General features: G+C 73.1%; 10 protein-coding genes. 5 read left to right on the forward strand and 5 right to left on the reverse strand.

The annotated features are described in order from the left end of the window. The first annotated feature begins 423 nt into the window (after positions 1–423). Positions 424–1677: an acyltransferase family protein gene (locus C1A33_RS24330; protein ID WP_101833652.1), complete on the forward strand. Its 1254-nt coding sequence runs from the start codon at positions 424–426 to the stop codon at positions 1675–1677. 42 nt (positions 1678–1719) lie between these two features. Here the strand turns inward: C1A33_RS24330 and C1A33_RS24335 are convergent, their stop codons facing one another. Then, positions 1720–2394, reverse strand: a complete 675-nt coding sequence (locus C1A33_RS24335) for an ester cyclase (RefSeq protein WP_207770477.1) — start codon at positions 2392–2394, stop codon at positions 1720–1722. Between the two features lie 486 nt (positions 2395–2880). Between C1A33_RS24335 and C1A33_RS24340 the strand changes: the two genes are divergently transcribed. Together C1A33_RS24340 and C1A33_RS24345 are read left to right on the forward strand one after the other, a co-directional pair. Further along, positions 2881–3723, forward strand: a complete 843-nt coding sequence (locus tag C1A33_RS24340) for an acyl-CoA thioesterase (RefSeq protein WP_243407896.1) — start codon at positions 2881–2883, stop codon at positions 3721–3723. A 200-nt stretch (positions 3724–3923) separates the two neighbouring features. Further along, positions 3924–4874 carry a hypothetical protein gene (locus tag C1A33_RS24345; RefSeq protein ID WP_101833654.1) on the forward strand — a complete coding sequence of 317 codons (951 nt, stop codon included), beginning with the start codon at positions 3924–3926 and terminating at the stop codon, positions 4872–4874. Between the two features lie 282 nt (positions 4875–5156). Here C1A33_RS24345 and C1A33_RS24350 read toward each other — a convergent pair whose 3' ends face one another. Then, positions 5157–6788: an LCP family protein gene (locus C1A33_RS24350; RefSeq protein WP_165818566.1), complete on the reverse strand. Its 1632-nt coding sequence runs from the start codon at positions 6786–6788 to the stop codon at positions 5157–5159. A gap of 201 nt (positions 6789–6989) precedes the next feature. Between C1A33_RS24350 and C1A33_RS24355 the strand changes: the two genes are divergently transcribed. Then, the gene (locus C1A33_RS24355; RefSeq protein ID WP_101833655.1) at positions 6990–8111 is read left to right on the forward strand and encodes a PP2C family protein-serine/threonine phosphatase; all 1122 of its coding nucleotides are present in this window, start codon (positions 6990–6992) and stop codon (positions 8109–8111) included. Between the two features lie 46 nt (positions 8112–8157). Here the strand turns inward: C1A33_RS24355 and C1A33_RS24360 are convergent, their stop codons facing one another. Beyond that, positions 8158–8793, reverse strand: a complete 636-nt coding sequence (locus tag C1A33_RS24360; RefSeq protein ID WP_243407897.1) for a TetR/AcrR family transcriptional regulator — start codon at positions 8791–8793, stop codon at positions 8158–8160. Between the two features lie 102 nt (positions 8794–8895). Here C1A33_RS24360 and C1A33_RS24365 point away from each other — a divergent pair, with 102 nt between their 5' ends. After that, on the forward strand, positions 8896–10188 hold the full coding sequence (locus tag C1A33_RS24365) for an ABC transporter permease (protein ID WP_101833656.1): 1293 nt from the start codon (positions 8896–8898) through the stop codon (positions 10186–10188). Between the two features lie 29 nt (positions 10189–10217). On the opposite strand, the gene C1A33_RS24370 is transcribed toward C1A33_RS24365, so the two are convergent. Both C1A33_RS24370 and C1A33_RS24375 read right to left on the reverse strand, forming a co-directional pair. Further along, positions 10218–11951 (reverse strand): GAF domain-containing sensor histidine kinase, encoded by a 1734-nt coding sequence (locus C1A33_RS24370; RefSeq protein ID WP_101833657.1) that lies wholly within the window; start codon positions 11949–11951, stop codon positions 10218–10220. 339 nt (positions 11952–12290) lie between these two features. Continuing rightward, positions 12291–13883 (reverse strand): MFS transporter, encoded by a 1593-nt coding sequence (locus C1A33_RS24375; RefSeq protein ID WP_101833658.1) that lies wholly within the window; start codon positions 13881–13883, stop codon positions 12291–12293. Positions 13884–14185: the final 302 nt, after the last annotated feature.

Here is a 14185-nt window from a genome sequence, read left to right on the forward strand (position 1 = left end):
CTCCCTGGCCGGCGCCGGTGACCCCCCTCCCCCCGGCCGGGTGGGCGACCGGCCGGGGGGAGGGGGGTCACCGGCGCCGGCCAGGGAGTGCGTCGTGCCTCGAGCGTTCGCGGCCGCGCGGTCCATGGAGCCTCCGAACCTAGTTCCTCACGGGCGTGCTCACCCGACACGGCGTCGTGACCAGCGGGTTGCGCAGGGAGCATCACCACCATGATCAGATGTGCTCCACATCACGCTATTATGCCCGCCCTGGCGCGAGGGGCGATGGCAGTAGCGCCGTTGCGTGACGACCCGGCTCCTATGGGCGGATCTGCCGTGTTGGGTTCGGAGCTCGGTCGGATGAGCGCCAGGTCACGTTAGAGTGCCGCTTGTCCCGCGGCGCGCGGCCGCGAGGCATGGTGCTCATCCGGGGGGAGAGGGTTGATGTCGCACGCGGGGGATGCTCCGCAGGAGCCGTCCAGTGCCGGCCCGAAGGCCAGGGTCGCGGGATACAACCCGGCGCTCGACGGTCTGCGGGCGCTCGCGGTGCTCGCGGTGCTCGGGTTCCACCTGGACGTGCTGTCCGGTGGTTTCCTCGGGGTCGACGTGTTCTTCGTGCTGAGCGGGTTCCTGATCACCGGCCTGCTGCTGGCCGAGCGGGACCGCGCGGGCACGGTCTCGCTCGCCCGCTTCTACGTGCGCCGCGCCTATCGCCTCCTGCCGGCGTTCGGCGTGTTCGTGGCGATCGGCGCGGTGCTGGTGGTGGCGGTGAAGACCCAGGCTGACCAGCGGGACTTCCTGGCCAACACGGTCACGTCGCTGCTCTACGTCAACAACTACTACCGGGTGTTCCGGCCGGAGTCGGGGGGCGCCTGGTTCGGGCACACCTGGTCGCTGTCGCTGGAGGAGCAGTTCTACCTGATCTGGCCGGTCATGCTGGTGCTGCTGTGCCGGCGCCCGGCCGCCCGGCGGCGGCTGCCGGGGATCCTGGCCGCGGCGGCGGTCGGCGTGCTGGTCTGGCGGGAGGTGCTCGTCGCGGCCGGCGTGAGCGACGCGCGGATCTACTTCGGCCTGGACACCCGCGCCGACGCCCTGCTGGTCGGCGCCAGCATGGCGGCCTGGGGCTGGGCGGGCACGAAGCTGCCGGGCGCGGGCGGGGACGCCCGGCTGCGGCGCTTCGCCGCGGTGGTCCGGCTGGCCCGGCTCGGCGGCCGCCTGCGGGACGCGTCGGGGCGGATCCTGGCCGTGGCCGGACCGCTGGCGCTCGCGGCGCTCGTCGTGCTGGCCGTGGTCGCGCCGGAGCCGGGTGAGCGGATCACCGTGTTCGATCTCGGCGGCTACACCGGGGTGGCGCTGCTGGCGGCGGTGGTCATCCTGTCCCTCGACCGGTGCCGGCGGGCGCCGCTCGCCGCGCTGCTCGGCAGCCGGCCACTGTCCTGGTTCGGCCGGATCTCCTACGCGTTCTACCTGTGGCACTTCCCCGTCGCCGGCACCGTGCGGGACCGGCTCGGTGGCCGGCTCGACACCGCGGAGCTGGTCCTCGTCGCGTTCGTGCTGAGCACGGCGCTGGCCGCGGGGTCGTACTACCTGGTCGAACGACCCGTGCAGCGGCGCCGGCCGCGGTGGGCGGCCGGCCCGGCCGTCCCCGCCCAGCGCGCCGCCGTCGGGTCCGGCGCCCTCGGCGAGCCGGTGGCGTAGGGCCGCCGGGCACCCGGCCGCGCGGCCGGGTGCCCGGGCGGGCTACCCGTGGGCGCGTGGGTTCGGCGCGAGCTGGCCGCGGGCGAGCTGGCCGAGGAAATCGGTGTTGTCGTAGAAGTGCTGCGTCTCGGTGATACGCAGGTCGTCGGTCACGTGGACGACGGTGACACCGAACATCTCGATGCGTTCACCGGTAGGCTCGACGCCCTTGTACGGACCGGCGAAGGTTCCCCAGTGCCGCCACTTGAAGGTGACCACGGGCGGCGGCGAGTAGACTTCCAGCACCTCCCAGAAGAAGCCGCCGGGAAATGCCTGGTGGAAGACGTCGTGCGACGATTCGAAGGATTCGTCGGCGGCGGAGTAGTAGGGATTCTCGCCGATCAGGACGTTGTAACTACCCCTTTCGGCGAGTTCCGCGCTCCCCACTTTCGGGCCACCGTTGACGCTGACCGTGACCTGCTCGGCGACCATGCTGAGCCACTCGGCCGGGTTCCGCTTGTGAGAGACCTCCATCTCGAAGACCTGCACCAGCCGCTCGACGATGTCGGCGAGCGAGCCACTCTCGTGCGTGACACTGCGCTCGGCCGGCATGTTCTCCCGGGAGTAGTGGTAGTCGGGCGGGGCTCCGTCCCGCCACGCCACCCCCTGCGAGGCGGCGATCACCGCGTCCCGCCCCTGTACGTGCAGCGGCTGGCCCACCGCGCCGTTGTCGGCCACGATCACGTCCTCCGGCTGTCGAATACCGTGAATGGTCACCATGCTGAAAAGCGAAAACGGGGCCTGACATCCTGTGCACCGGATGCCGAGGACCGTTCGGCGTCATCACTCTACATTTACGTACCCGCGGCGGGAACGAAGGGGACGAACGCTTCCCGCGATCTTGTCCGGCGAAATCCGGCGCGTACCCGGGCGCGGATTCCGGGGGATCTTTGCCGGCGTCCGGCCGATTTCCCGGTCTGCGCAGGTCGCGAGGTCGGCCTGCCCGCGGCGGAGAAGTGTCCGTGCCGCGGGAGCCGCGCCGCGACAGTACCGTCGCATTCGCGGACGCCGGATGCACGTGGCGAAACTCACCGGACGCGCCGTGCGGCCGCGGCGGTGGGAGGAGTCGCTCACCTCGTCCGACCTGCGGCGGGACCGGCACGGGAGACTCTTGCTCCGAGTCGGGGCTGCCGGGTCAGGTCAACAGGCGGAGATGAGGTCGACGTGGCGAGTGAGGTCGAGTGGGTGCGACCGGTGGGCGAGATCCCGTTCACCCTGCCCGAGTTGTTGGAGCTGGAGGAGATCGACCGGGACCTGTACCGGGCGCTGACGGTCTTCCGGGAGCCGTTCTCGCTCTACGGCGGGCAGGTCGCCGCGCAGGCCCTCGTCGCCGCGGGGCGCACCGTCCCCGACGGCCGGCTGCCGCACTCGCTGCACGGCTACTACCTGCGCAGCGGCGACGCCTCCCGGCCGACGATCTTCCGGGTGGAGCGGGACCGCGACGGCCGTTCCTTCTCGGCCCGCCGGGTCGTCGCCGTCCAGGGCGGCGAGGTCATCTTCAACATGTCGGCCTCGTTCCACATCCCGCAGGACGGCGCGGAGTTCCAGGTCGACTCCCCGCTGCCGGTCGGCGGAGGGCCCGCCGGCGGCGAGCCCGGACAGGCGCCGCTGGTGGAGCTGCCCCGGCTGTTCTCCTTCGAGGGCCGCGCGGCGCCCCAGCCCTACGAGGGGCTGGAGCTGCCGACCCGGGTCTGGGCTCGCTGCACCGCGGCGCTGCCCGACGACGCGCTGGTGCACGCGGCGACGCTCACCTACCTGTCGGACGTCTTCACCGGCCTCAGCGCGATCCCGGACCCCGGGGCGGTCCTGGGCCCGAGCCTCGACCACGCCGTCTGGTTCCACCGGCCGATCCGCCTGGACCACTGGGTCCTGCTCGACCTGGTGCCGCGCTCCGCCGCCGGCGGTCGCGGGCTGTACCACGGCACGATCCACGCCCGGGACGGCGTCCTCGCCGCCAGCCTGAGCCAGGAGATGCTCTTCCGCTCCGCCCACCCCGAACGGGTGTAACCCAATAGATATAGCCAGATAGGACTATTTTGGTATCTGTATCTCCCCTAATCTGACTAGAAGACGGGGTGTTGGGGCTCGTCGGCTCGCCCGCGTTGACCGGACGTTCATCCGATGCTGCCACCCTCTGCTCGGCATGCCGGGCGCCCCCGTCCGGTGTGGGTGGTCAGGGAAGGGGACGAGATGGGTGATCATGATCGGTGGCGACGCTGGCACGTTGGGCGCCGGCAACCGGGACCCTCGGCGACGGCGCCCCGCCGTGCCGTGAGATCCCGTGCCTCGGGCTCACCGGCCGTGCGGGCACGGTCGTGATGCCGGAGCCGCTGATCATCGGCGTCGACGCCGGCTGCGCCAGTCTCGGCGAGGCCGACCTGCTGATCCAGTACCTGGTCGAGGCGCTGGCCCTGCCCGCGGACACCGTCGCCTGCACCCATGCCGTCGGCGTCGGGACCGTGCGCGTCGCGCTGTCGTTCGCCCTGCCCACGTCCTGGCGGGACCCGCAGGCCTGGCGCCGCGTCGCGAACGTCTCCGGTGACCTGGCCATCGCGGCGCTCGCCGCCGCCCGCGTCCGCCGCGCCCGCGCCGCCGCGCCCATGCCCGCCCTGGCCGGTGTGCCCGCCCTGGCCGGTGTGCCCGCCCTGGCGGGTGTGGCCGCGCCGGGTCCTGCGCACGGGTTCGGCGGCCCGCTGGACGGCGACCTGGGCGGCGACCTGGACGGCGACCTGGACGGCGATGACCAGCCCGGCGAGCTCGTCCTGGCTGGATTCGGCGGCGTGCGGGGGCTGATCGCCGGGCCGGTCGGGGTCGCGACGGCGGGGGAGCGCATCGGCCCGCCCGAGCTCGCCGCGGGTGCCGCCCAGGCGGTGGCCGCCCACGCCGGTCGCCACGACGGGCGCGCCGTCGTCTACCCGGGAGTCGGCCGGCTGCGGGGCACCGTCCTGGTGGAGACGGTGCTCGGGCAGACCGCGGTCGGTCAGGTCCTGGCGCCGGCGGGGCAGAGCGCGCCCCGCCGGTCGGACCTGCTGCGCACCCGCGACCACGTCCGCCCGGTGTGGCGCGACGGGGTGCTGACGCTGCTGGCGGCGGTCGAGCGGGGCCACGTCTTCGCGCCGTCCGAGGTGCCGCACCCCTTCCTGGCCGGAGGGCGCTGAGCCTGCGCACTCGGACCAGGACGTCTGAACGGCGGCGTCCTGGTCCGAGCCCGGTCAGAGGTGCGAGCCGGTCAGAGGTGCGAGCCGGTCAGGGATGCGAGCCGGTCAGGGATGCGAGCCGGTCACCGAACGATATTCATCCGGCGGTCGCGGGTCGCGGATGAAGGCGACACCGGTCCCGCCCGCCACCCGCGGTCCCGCGGGACCGCGCCATCTCGCTGCCGCGGCGATCAACGACCCCGGCGCCGGAGCCACAAGGTCAGCGGCGCCTGCGGGTTCGGCTCAGTAGGTGCAGGAGGGAGCTTCGGGGGCGGGAGCCGCGGGCGGCGCCGCCGCCGCGGCCGGGGCCGCCGCGGAGGAACCCGCGCCCGCGCTGGCGGTACCGGAGCCGCTCGCCGCGCCACCGACGGCGGGCGTGACGACCTCGGTGAAGCCGGAGCCGAGGATCAGCTGGACACCGACGACGCTGTCGTCGGGCAGCAGCGTGGACCCGGGCACCGCGGCGGCGACGGTGCGGGCCTCGGCCTCCTGCCCGGGGCCGTACGCCACCCGGGAGGTCACGTGGGTGAGCGCCGAGGCGTTGCCCGCGTTGCGGGCGTGGAAGCCCTTGGCGGTCAGCGAGGTGGTGACCTTCGAGGCGAGCCCGGCGCGGGTGGAGCCGTTGAAGACGGAGACCCGAACCTCGGACGGCTTCGCCGTGGCACCGGGAGCGAGCGTCGGCCCGGCGCCACCCGTGTCGTCGGTGGCGGTGGCGCCCTCGACCTTGCCGCCGAGCGGAGCGACCAGGCGGGCGAGATCATCGGGCTGGTAGAACTGCACGGAAGCCCGGTTGCCATGCAGGCGGATGTCGCCCATGTCGTCAATCGCGCCCTCGGCGCGGGTCGGGGCGTGCGTCGGAACGGTCTGCATCCGGATGCCGCCGTTGGACAGTCCCCGGATGCGGGTGGCCAGCGAGCGCAGGTCGGTGAGCTTGGTGTGCTCGTCCAGGCTCAGCGCGCCCGCGGCGGCGGACGTCAGGCGCTCGATCTTGATCGGGTTGGTGAGCGTGTCACCGCCCATGATCTTGTGGAACATGGCGCCGATGAACTGCTGCTGGCGGGCGATGCGGTCGGTGTCGCCGGCGGGCAGGCCGTGGCGCTGGCGGACGAAGGCGAGCGCCTGGTCGCCGTTGACCTGGATCGTCCCCGGGCCGCCGCGGAAACCGCTCATCGGGTCGTTGGTGTTCGTGCTGACCCGCCAGCGGCCGTTGTCGTCCTGGAAGTGCTGGGCGGGGGCGGTCGACGGCTTGATGCACACCTCGACGCCGCCGATCGCGTCCGTGATGTCCTTGAACCCCTTGAGGTCCATCGAGATGTAGTGGTTGATCTCCATGCCGGTGAGGCTCTGCACGGTCTGCACCAGCAATGCCGGCCCACCCGACGAGATCGCCGAGTTGAACTTGTCCTTCGTCGTGGCGTGGTGCTTGCCATCGGCGTCGGTGTACGCGGGAATCGTGACGTACATGTCGCGCGGGAACGAGATCATCGTCGTCGTCCCGTTCTTGTCCATGTGCGCGAGGATCGTCGTGTCGGAGCGCTGCCCGGGCACGTTGCCGAACTTGCCGTCCGTGCCCTCCCGGCTGTCCGTGCCGACCAGCAGGTAGTTCGCGGCGCCCACGCCGGAGCTGTTGGAGCCGAGGCCGAGGTCGATCCGGTTCACCTTGCCGTTGATGAACGAGTAGGCGGCCCAGCCGCCGACCGTCACGAACAGCACGCAGCACGACAGGAACGCCATCAGGGTCAGCAGGCCGCGCCGGCGCCGCGGCGGTCGGCCGCCCGTCGCCGTGCCGCGACCGGCCCGGCCGGGCCCCGAACCCCGGGGATCCAGACGGGGCGGGAGTACCGGCGGATCGTGCTGTAGCTGCGGTGCGGTCACGTCCCGCCTTTCCTCGAGGGATCCTGCGAGCAGGTTCCGACGTAGTGCGGAAAGTAACACGTATGGGTTGAAGCCCCCTATTGAGGGTCCCCCGGACGTGCTCGTCCGGATTCGGCTCGGCCGCCGGGGCGCATACTCGGAGTAGTGAGTCGTCGCCGATGGTCAGGAACCCGCTCGCCGTCCGCCCGCGAGGCGAGCCGGGTGCGCGCGCTCATCCCCCTGGTCGCCCTGCTCGCGGTCGTGGCCATGGACCTGAGCGGCGACCGCCGCTACGTGATCATCACCAGCATGGTGATCAGCCCGCTGCTGGCCGCGGCGCTGACCGGCCCGCGGATCACCGCCCTGTACGCGGTCGCCGCGGTCGTGTTCGCGGGCCTGCAGGCCATCCCGCTCGGCTACTACTCCGGAGTGGGCCACGAAGGGCTGCCGGCCCAGGTCATCCGGCTCGTGGTGGTCTTCGTGGGCGGGGTGATCGCCATCGCCGCGAGCCGGGACCGGGTGCGGCGCGAGCGGCGGCTGCGCGACGTCACCCAGGTCGCCGACGTGGCCCAGCGGGCGATCCTGGGCGCCGTGCCGGAGCGTGTCGGCGCGCTGCGCCTCGCGGTCAGCTACGACAGCGCCAGCGCCCAGGCCCGCATCGGCGGTGACCTCTACGAGGTGGTCGACAGCCGCTGGGGCGTGCGCATCCTCGTCGGGGACGCGCGTGGCAAGGGACTTGACGCGGTCCGCCTGGCCAGTCGGGTGATGGCCACCTTCCGGGTGGTCGCCCGGGAGCTCGCCGACCCGGAGCGGATCCTGGCCGCCCTCGACGCCGAGGTGGGCCGCTCGGGCGGCCCGGAGGACTTCGTCACCGCCGTGTTCGCCCAGGTCAGCAGCGGCCGGCTGGACCTGCTCAACGCCGGCCATCCCGATCCCGTGCTGCTGCGCCAGGGCGCCCCCCGGCTGCTCGCCACCGACGGCCGGCGCACGCCACTGGGGCTCGGCGCCGCGGGCACGGGCGGCGCCGGCGCGGCTGGCACCCGGCTGGCACCGGGTGACCGGGTGCTGTTCTACACCGACGGCCTGGCCGAGGCCCGCCATCCCCGCACCCGGGAGTTCTTCCCGCTGCTGGCGGCCGCGCGCGACGCGCTCGCCGCCGACCGGAGCCTCGACGCCGCCCTCGCCGACCTCGTCCGCGCGCTGCGCGGCTGGACCGGCTCCGCCCTCGGCGACGACGTCGCCCTGCTGGCGACCGAGTTCCTGCCGGCCACCGAGTTCCTGCCGGCCCGCCCGACGCCCGCCGCCGTCACCCCGGCCCAGGCGTCGGCGGTCACGCGCGGATAGGAGCCCGGGCCGTCAGGTGCACTGGGTCATCAGGTACTGAGGACCATCAGGTACTCAGGGCGGACATGGCCTGGTCGAGCAGGGCGGCGAGGTCGGCCTTGCCGCCGGACTCCCGCCAGACCCGCATCGAGGCGTGGAAGCAGCCGAGGGCGGCCGAGGCGAGCGCGCCGGGGCGCGGGTCGGTGGTGTCCTGCGGGGACAGGCCGAGCCGGCGGGCGATCTCCGGGGCGAGCAGCCGCGCCCAGGTGTCCTCCCGCTGCATCTGGCGGGCCTGCAGCGACGGGGTCTCGACCATCATCCGGGACAGCCGCAGGACCCGGTCGGGATTCTCGCTGTTCAGCCTGACGATCACTTCGAGGGCTCGGCGCAGCGCCTGCCAGGGCGTCTCGTCCGGGGGCCGGGCGGCCAGCGCGTCGCGCAGCACCAGCCCGCGCTCCTCCACGCCGAGCAGGACGACGTCCTCCTTCGTCGCGAAGTAGCGGAAGAAGCTGCTGCGGGACAGGCCCGCCGCGGCGGCGATCTGGTTGATCGTGGTCGCCTCGAAGCCCTGCCGGTCGAACAGGTCGAAGGCGATCGCCGTGATCTCCGCCTGCAGCGCGCGCCTCGTCCGGCTGCGCAGGTCGGTGCCGGCGCCCGGGGTGGGGGGGACGCCGTCCGGCGGGGCCGCGGAAGGTGTGATCACGCCCTCGAGGATACCAGTTGTGGCATCACAATTCGAAAGTTGGACTCAGTCTCATATCTGGGCTAGAGTCCCGATGTCGCTCCCTCTCGAAAGAAGTGGTTCATGACGTCGCTCGGGATGCGCTATCGACGGCAGTACTCCCGGCTGTCGCCAGCGGTGCAGATGATCGGTCTCCAGCTGTGGCTGCCGCTGCTGTTCGTGATCGTCTTCTGCCTCTGCTACGTGAACGCCTTCCACCAGCCGACGCCGAAGGACGTGCGGGTCGCCGTGGTCGGCACCGGACCGGCCGCCGCCGCCCTCGCCGACCGGCTGGAGCAGTCCTCCCACGGCGCGCTGGCCGTGACGGTCGCCGACTCGCCCGCGGCGGCCCGCGCCGACGTGCGCGACGGCGACCTGGCCGGGGCGTACACCCCGGGCGCGCCGGGCCGGCCCGCCCAGCTGATGATCGCCAGCGGCGACCAGTTCCAGCTCGCGTCGCTCGCCCGGCAGACCTTCGCTCCGCTCGCGGCCGCGCAGGGCACGACCCTCGCCGTGGACGACCTCGCCCCGCTGCCGGCGCACGACTCCTACGGCTCGTCCGCCTTCTACATCACCCTGGTGTGGATCATCCCGGCGTACATGGTCGCGATGTTCGTGGGGATGATGGGCGCCGTCCTGCCCCACCGCACGCGCCTGGCGATCATCGCCGGAGCCGGGCTGGTGTTCTCCCTGATCGGGACGGTGCTCGCCGGGCCGGTCATCGGCGCTGTGCACGGGCACGTCGGGGAGCTGCTACTGCTGGGCTTCGCCGTGTCCCTGGCGGTCGGACTGGTGGTCAACGGCCTGTCGTACTTCCTGGGCCGGTTCGTCACCGGCGTGGCGCTGATCCTGTTCGTGTTCCTGAACATCCCGGCGTCCGGCGGCGCCTATCCGCCGAGCTTCATGCCCGAGCCGTTCCGGGCGCTGCACCCGTACGTTCTCGGCACCGGCGCCCTGGACGTGCTGCGCGACATCGTCTACGGCGTCGGGCCGGGCCCCGGCCGCGGCGCGCTGATCCTCGGCGGCTACGCGGCGGCGGGCGCGGTGCTCACGGCGATCGGCCGGCCGTTCTTCCTGCGCCGTTCCCGGCGGCGCGTCGAGCGCGGCGCCCCGGTGTCGATGATGCTGGCCGCCCAGGGCGCCGCGATGGCCGCCCGCCAGGCCGAGCAGTCCAAGGCAGCCGAGCAGTCCAAGGCGGCTGAGCAGCCCCGCTCCGCGGCGGAGACCGCCGTGCGGCAGAACGCCGACCTCGCCGACAACGAGTTCGCCGACAACGAGTTCGCCGACAACGAGTTCGCCGACAACGAGTTCGCCGACGACGAGGCGGAGACCGACGCCGCCGCCGTCTCCGGCGCCGCGGCCGGCGGCACCGCCTGAGCCCAGGCGGCCTGGCCGGCCCCGGCGGCTCAGCCCGTCGGCACCGACCAGCGGACCCGGGTGCCGCCGCCCGGGCCCGGCTCGACGAGGAACGCGCCGCCGAGGCCCTCGGCGCGGCTGCGCAGGTTCGCCAGCCCGCTGCGCCGCGTCGTGGGGCCGAGGCCCACGCCGTCGTCGACCACCTCGACGATGACCTGCCCGTCGGCGGCGGTCACCGTCACCTCGACGGCCTTGGCGTGGGCGTGGCGGGCCACGTTGGACAGTGTCTCGCGGACGACGGCGGTCAGATGGTCGCCGACGGTCGCGTCGATCGCGCTGTCGACGGGCCCCTCCAGGTGCAGCCGCGGGGTGAAGCCGCAGGCGTCGGCCATGTCGTCGATGATGCCGAGGATCTTCGCCCGCAGCCCGCTGCCCGTCGCCGGAGTGGACCGCCCGCGCAGCTCGAAGATCGTCTGACGGATCTCGCGGACGGTCTCGTCGAGATCCTCGACGTAGGTGTTCATCCGCTCGGCGCGCTCGGCCTGCCCCTCGCTGGCGGCCAGCCCCTGCAGGCCCATCGCCACCGCGAACAGCCGCTGCATCACATGGTCATGCAGGTCGCGGGCGATGCGGTCGCGGTCCTCCAGCAGCGACAGGCGACCGCGGGCGGCCCGCGAGCGGGCCAGCTCCAGGGCGAGCGCGACGTGCGCGGCGAAGGCGGCGGCGAGCTCGAGGTCCTCGTCGGAGAACAGGCCGCTGCCGCGGCGGCGGCCGAGCACCAGCGCACCGGACGTGACCTGCGACGCGATCAGCGGGACGATCATCGTCGGGCCGAGGTCGAACCCGTCGAGCTCGGAGCCGCCGAGCGCCCGCACGTCCGCGACGACCAGCGGCGCCCGGTCACGCACCGCGCGCCCGGCGAGCGAGTCGTCCATCGGCACCCGGGTGCCGCGCAGCGGATCGGCCTCGTGCCCCTCGGCGACGTCGTAGGTCAGCGCGCCGGCCGCCGGGTCGCACAGGGCGAGCGCGGTGGTGTCGGCGCGGGCCACGTCGCCGGCGCGCTGGACGATGAGCTCCAGCGGATCGTCGCCGTCGGCGAGCAGATGGCGGGTGATGTCCGCCGACGCCTGCGACCACTGCTGGCGGTGCTGCGCCTCGCCGAACAGGCGGGCGTTGTCGATCGCGACGCCGGCGTTCGCGGCCAGCGCCAGCACCAGCTCCTCGTCCTCCGCGGTGAACGGCCGCCCGCCGCGCTTCTCGGTGAGGTAGAGGTTGCCGAAGATCTCGTTGCGGACCCGGATCGGCGCGCCGAGGAACGCGCGCATCGGCGGGTGGCCCGCGGGGAAGCCGACCGCCTGGGGATGGTCGGCGATGTCGTCCAGGCGTACCGGCGCGGGCTCGGCGATGAGCAGGCCCAGCACCCCGTCGCCCCGCGGCGTCGGACCGATCTCCTCGACGATCCCCGGGTCCATGCCGACGTGGATGAACTGCTCCAGATGGCCGTCGCGGGCGATGACGCCGAGCGCGCCGTAGCGGGCGTCGACCAGCTCGCAGGCGGACTCGACGATGCGGCGCAGCACCACGTCGAGGCTCAGGTCGGCGGTGATCACCCGGTTGGCCCGCAGCAGGCCGCGCAGTCGCCCCTGGGTCGACAGTACGTCCTGCGCCCGATCGACCAGCTGGGCGAGGAGTTCGTCGAGCTCGAGACGGGCGACCGCGGGGAAGATCAGGTCACCGGGCGTCGCCGGTCCCGGCTCGCCCGCAGCGGGGGAGCCGGGGTCCATCGGGGAGGCAGGATATCCGGGTGCCGGCCGCCGCCCGAACGGGCCCCCGGGCGCCCTGATGCCCGGATGGGGCGTCGGCCAGCCGTCGGTGGTGGGCATCGTTCGTCAGCGCGGGGCCCGCGGGGCTCGCGGGGCCCGAACCCCACCCCGCCGTGCCGTCCCAGCAGAGATCTTCATCGGACGCCTCCCGTCCCGCTCACCGTCCGGACGTGCCGGGCCTCTGGGTCGATCGTCGGCCGTCGCGGCGGCGGCGCACAGGGCCGGACGACCCCCGGCGGCCGAGCCGTTGCGACCGACCCGTCCCGGGGATGGACCCCCGGCCTGGCACCCGACCGTGATCTAGCCCGCCGCGGCGGCGCCCGAGATGCTGGTGCCGGTCGTCGTGCCACCGGCGGCACCGGTGGGACCGGCGGCACCGGTGGCGGGCCCATGGGCGATGAAGTCCCTGCGGCGGATGAGGGCCAGCGCACACACCCCACCCACCAGCGCGATCGTGGCGGAGATGAGGAGCAGGTCGTTGATCGCCCCGGCGAATCCCGCGTGGATCGCGTGGGCCAGCGCGCCGCGCTCGGTCGGCGCGGTGGTCGCGAACAGCTGGTCCGCGTCGCCCTGGCGCAGCGTGTCGGCGATCCGGTCGCCCTGACCGCGTAGCGCGGGCACGCCGGTCAGCGCGTCGTCGATGCCGCTGGCCAACCGGGAGGCGAAGGTCGACCCGAGGGTGGCGATGCTGATCGCCAGGCCGATCTGGCGGAACGTCGTGTTCGCGCCGGAGGCCATCCCGGAGCGCGCCGGCTCCACCACCCCGACGGCGGTGGAGGCCAGCGGCGGGTTCACCATGCCGCTGCCGAACCCGGCGACGACGAAGCCGGGGATGAGATGCGTCCACGAGCTGTCCGCGTCGATGCCGCCCATGAGCAGCAGCCCGATCCCGACGAGCAGCAGCCCGGGCCCGATCAGCCAGCGGGCGGGCACCACGCTGGACAGCCGCCCGGCCGCCGTCGCCGCGACGAAGCTCGCGCCGCTGACGACCAGCAGCCGCAGGCCGGCGCCGAGCGCCGAGTAGCCCAGGTCGTTCTGCAGATACAGCACCAGGTAGACGAACATCGCGAACAGTGAGCCGTTCATGGCGATCGCCGACAGCGAGCCGCCGAGGAACGTCGGCGTGCGCAGCAGGGACAGGTCGAACATCGGATGGGCGACCCGGGCCTCCACGGCGACGAACACGGCGAGCAGCGCGACACCCAGCCCGAGGCAGACCAGCACGCCGGTGTCCGTCCAGGCCGTCTCACCCGCTCGGATCAGCCCGTAGACGAGACCGACGAGTCCCGCGGTGAGTACCGCGAAGCCGGCCCAGTCGGGCCGGCGGGCCACCGGCGGGCGGGACTCCTCCACCTTCCACAGCGTCAGGGCGATGGCGACGATCCCGATCGGCACGTTGACCAGGAAGATGCCCCGCCAGCTGATGCCGGACGTGATCACACCGCCGAGGATCGGTCCGAGCGACGTGGCGATGCCGGTGACGGCCCCCCACACGCCGAACGCGATGCCTCGGTCACGCCCGCGGAAGCTGTGCGCGAGCAGCGCCAGCGAGGTCGCGAACAGGATGGCGCCGCCGACGCCCTGCACCCCGCGCGAGATGATCAGCATCAGGGCGGACTGGGACAGGCCGCACAACAGCGAGCCGACCGTGAAGATGGCGAAGCCGACGGTGAACAGCAGGCGGCGTCCGTAGAGGTCGGCGAGCGAACCGGCGGTCAGCAGGATCGACGCCAGGGTCAGCGCGTAGGCGTCGATGACCCACTGGACGTCCGCGAAGCCGGCGTGCAGGCCGGTCTGGATCTCGGGCAGGGCGACGATCACGATCGTCACGTCGAGCAGCAGCATGAACGTGGCGCCGCAGACGACCAGCAGCGTCCACCACTTCCGATCCATCGGTGTACCTGGTTCCCCTCGGGTGTGTGGCTCTCAGAAGTTGCCGTAGACGCGGGTGACGCTGAAAGTCGTAGATCAGTCGTTCCTCGGCGCGGAGAGCGTGATCATCGCAGTGTCGGGATGATCGGCGACGAAGGCCGCCACGCGGGCCTCCAGGTCCACGGGCTCCGCTCCTTGGGGCAACCCTGCTCCTTGGGGCAACCCTGCTCCTTGCGGCAACCCTGCTCCTTGCGGCAACCCTGCTCCTTGCGGCAACTCTGCTCCCTGGGTGACTGATCGGTCAGGACGTGGACAGCCTAGGG

The organism is Frankia canadensis, from assembly GCF_900197875.1.
GTDB classification, from domain to species: Bacteria; Actinomycetota; Actinomycetes; order Frankiales; family Frankiaceae; genus Frankia; species Frankia canadensis.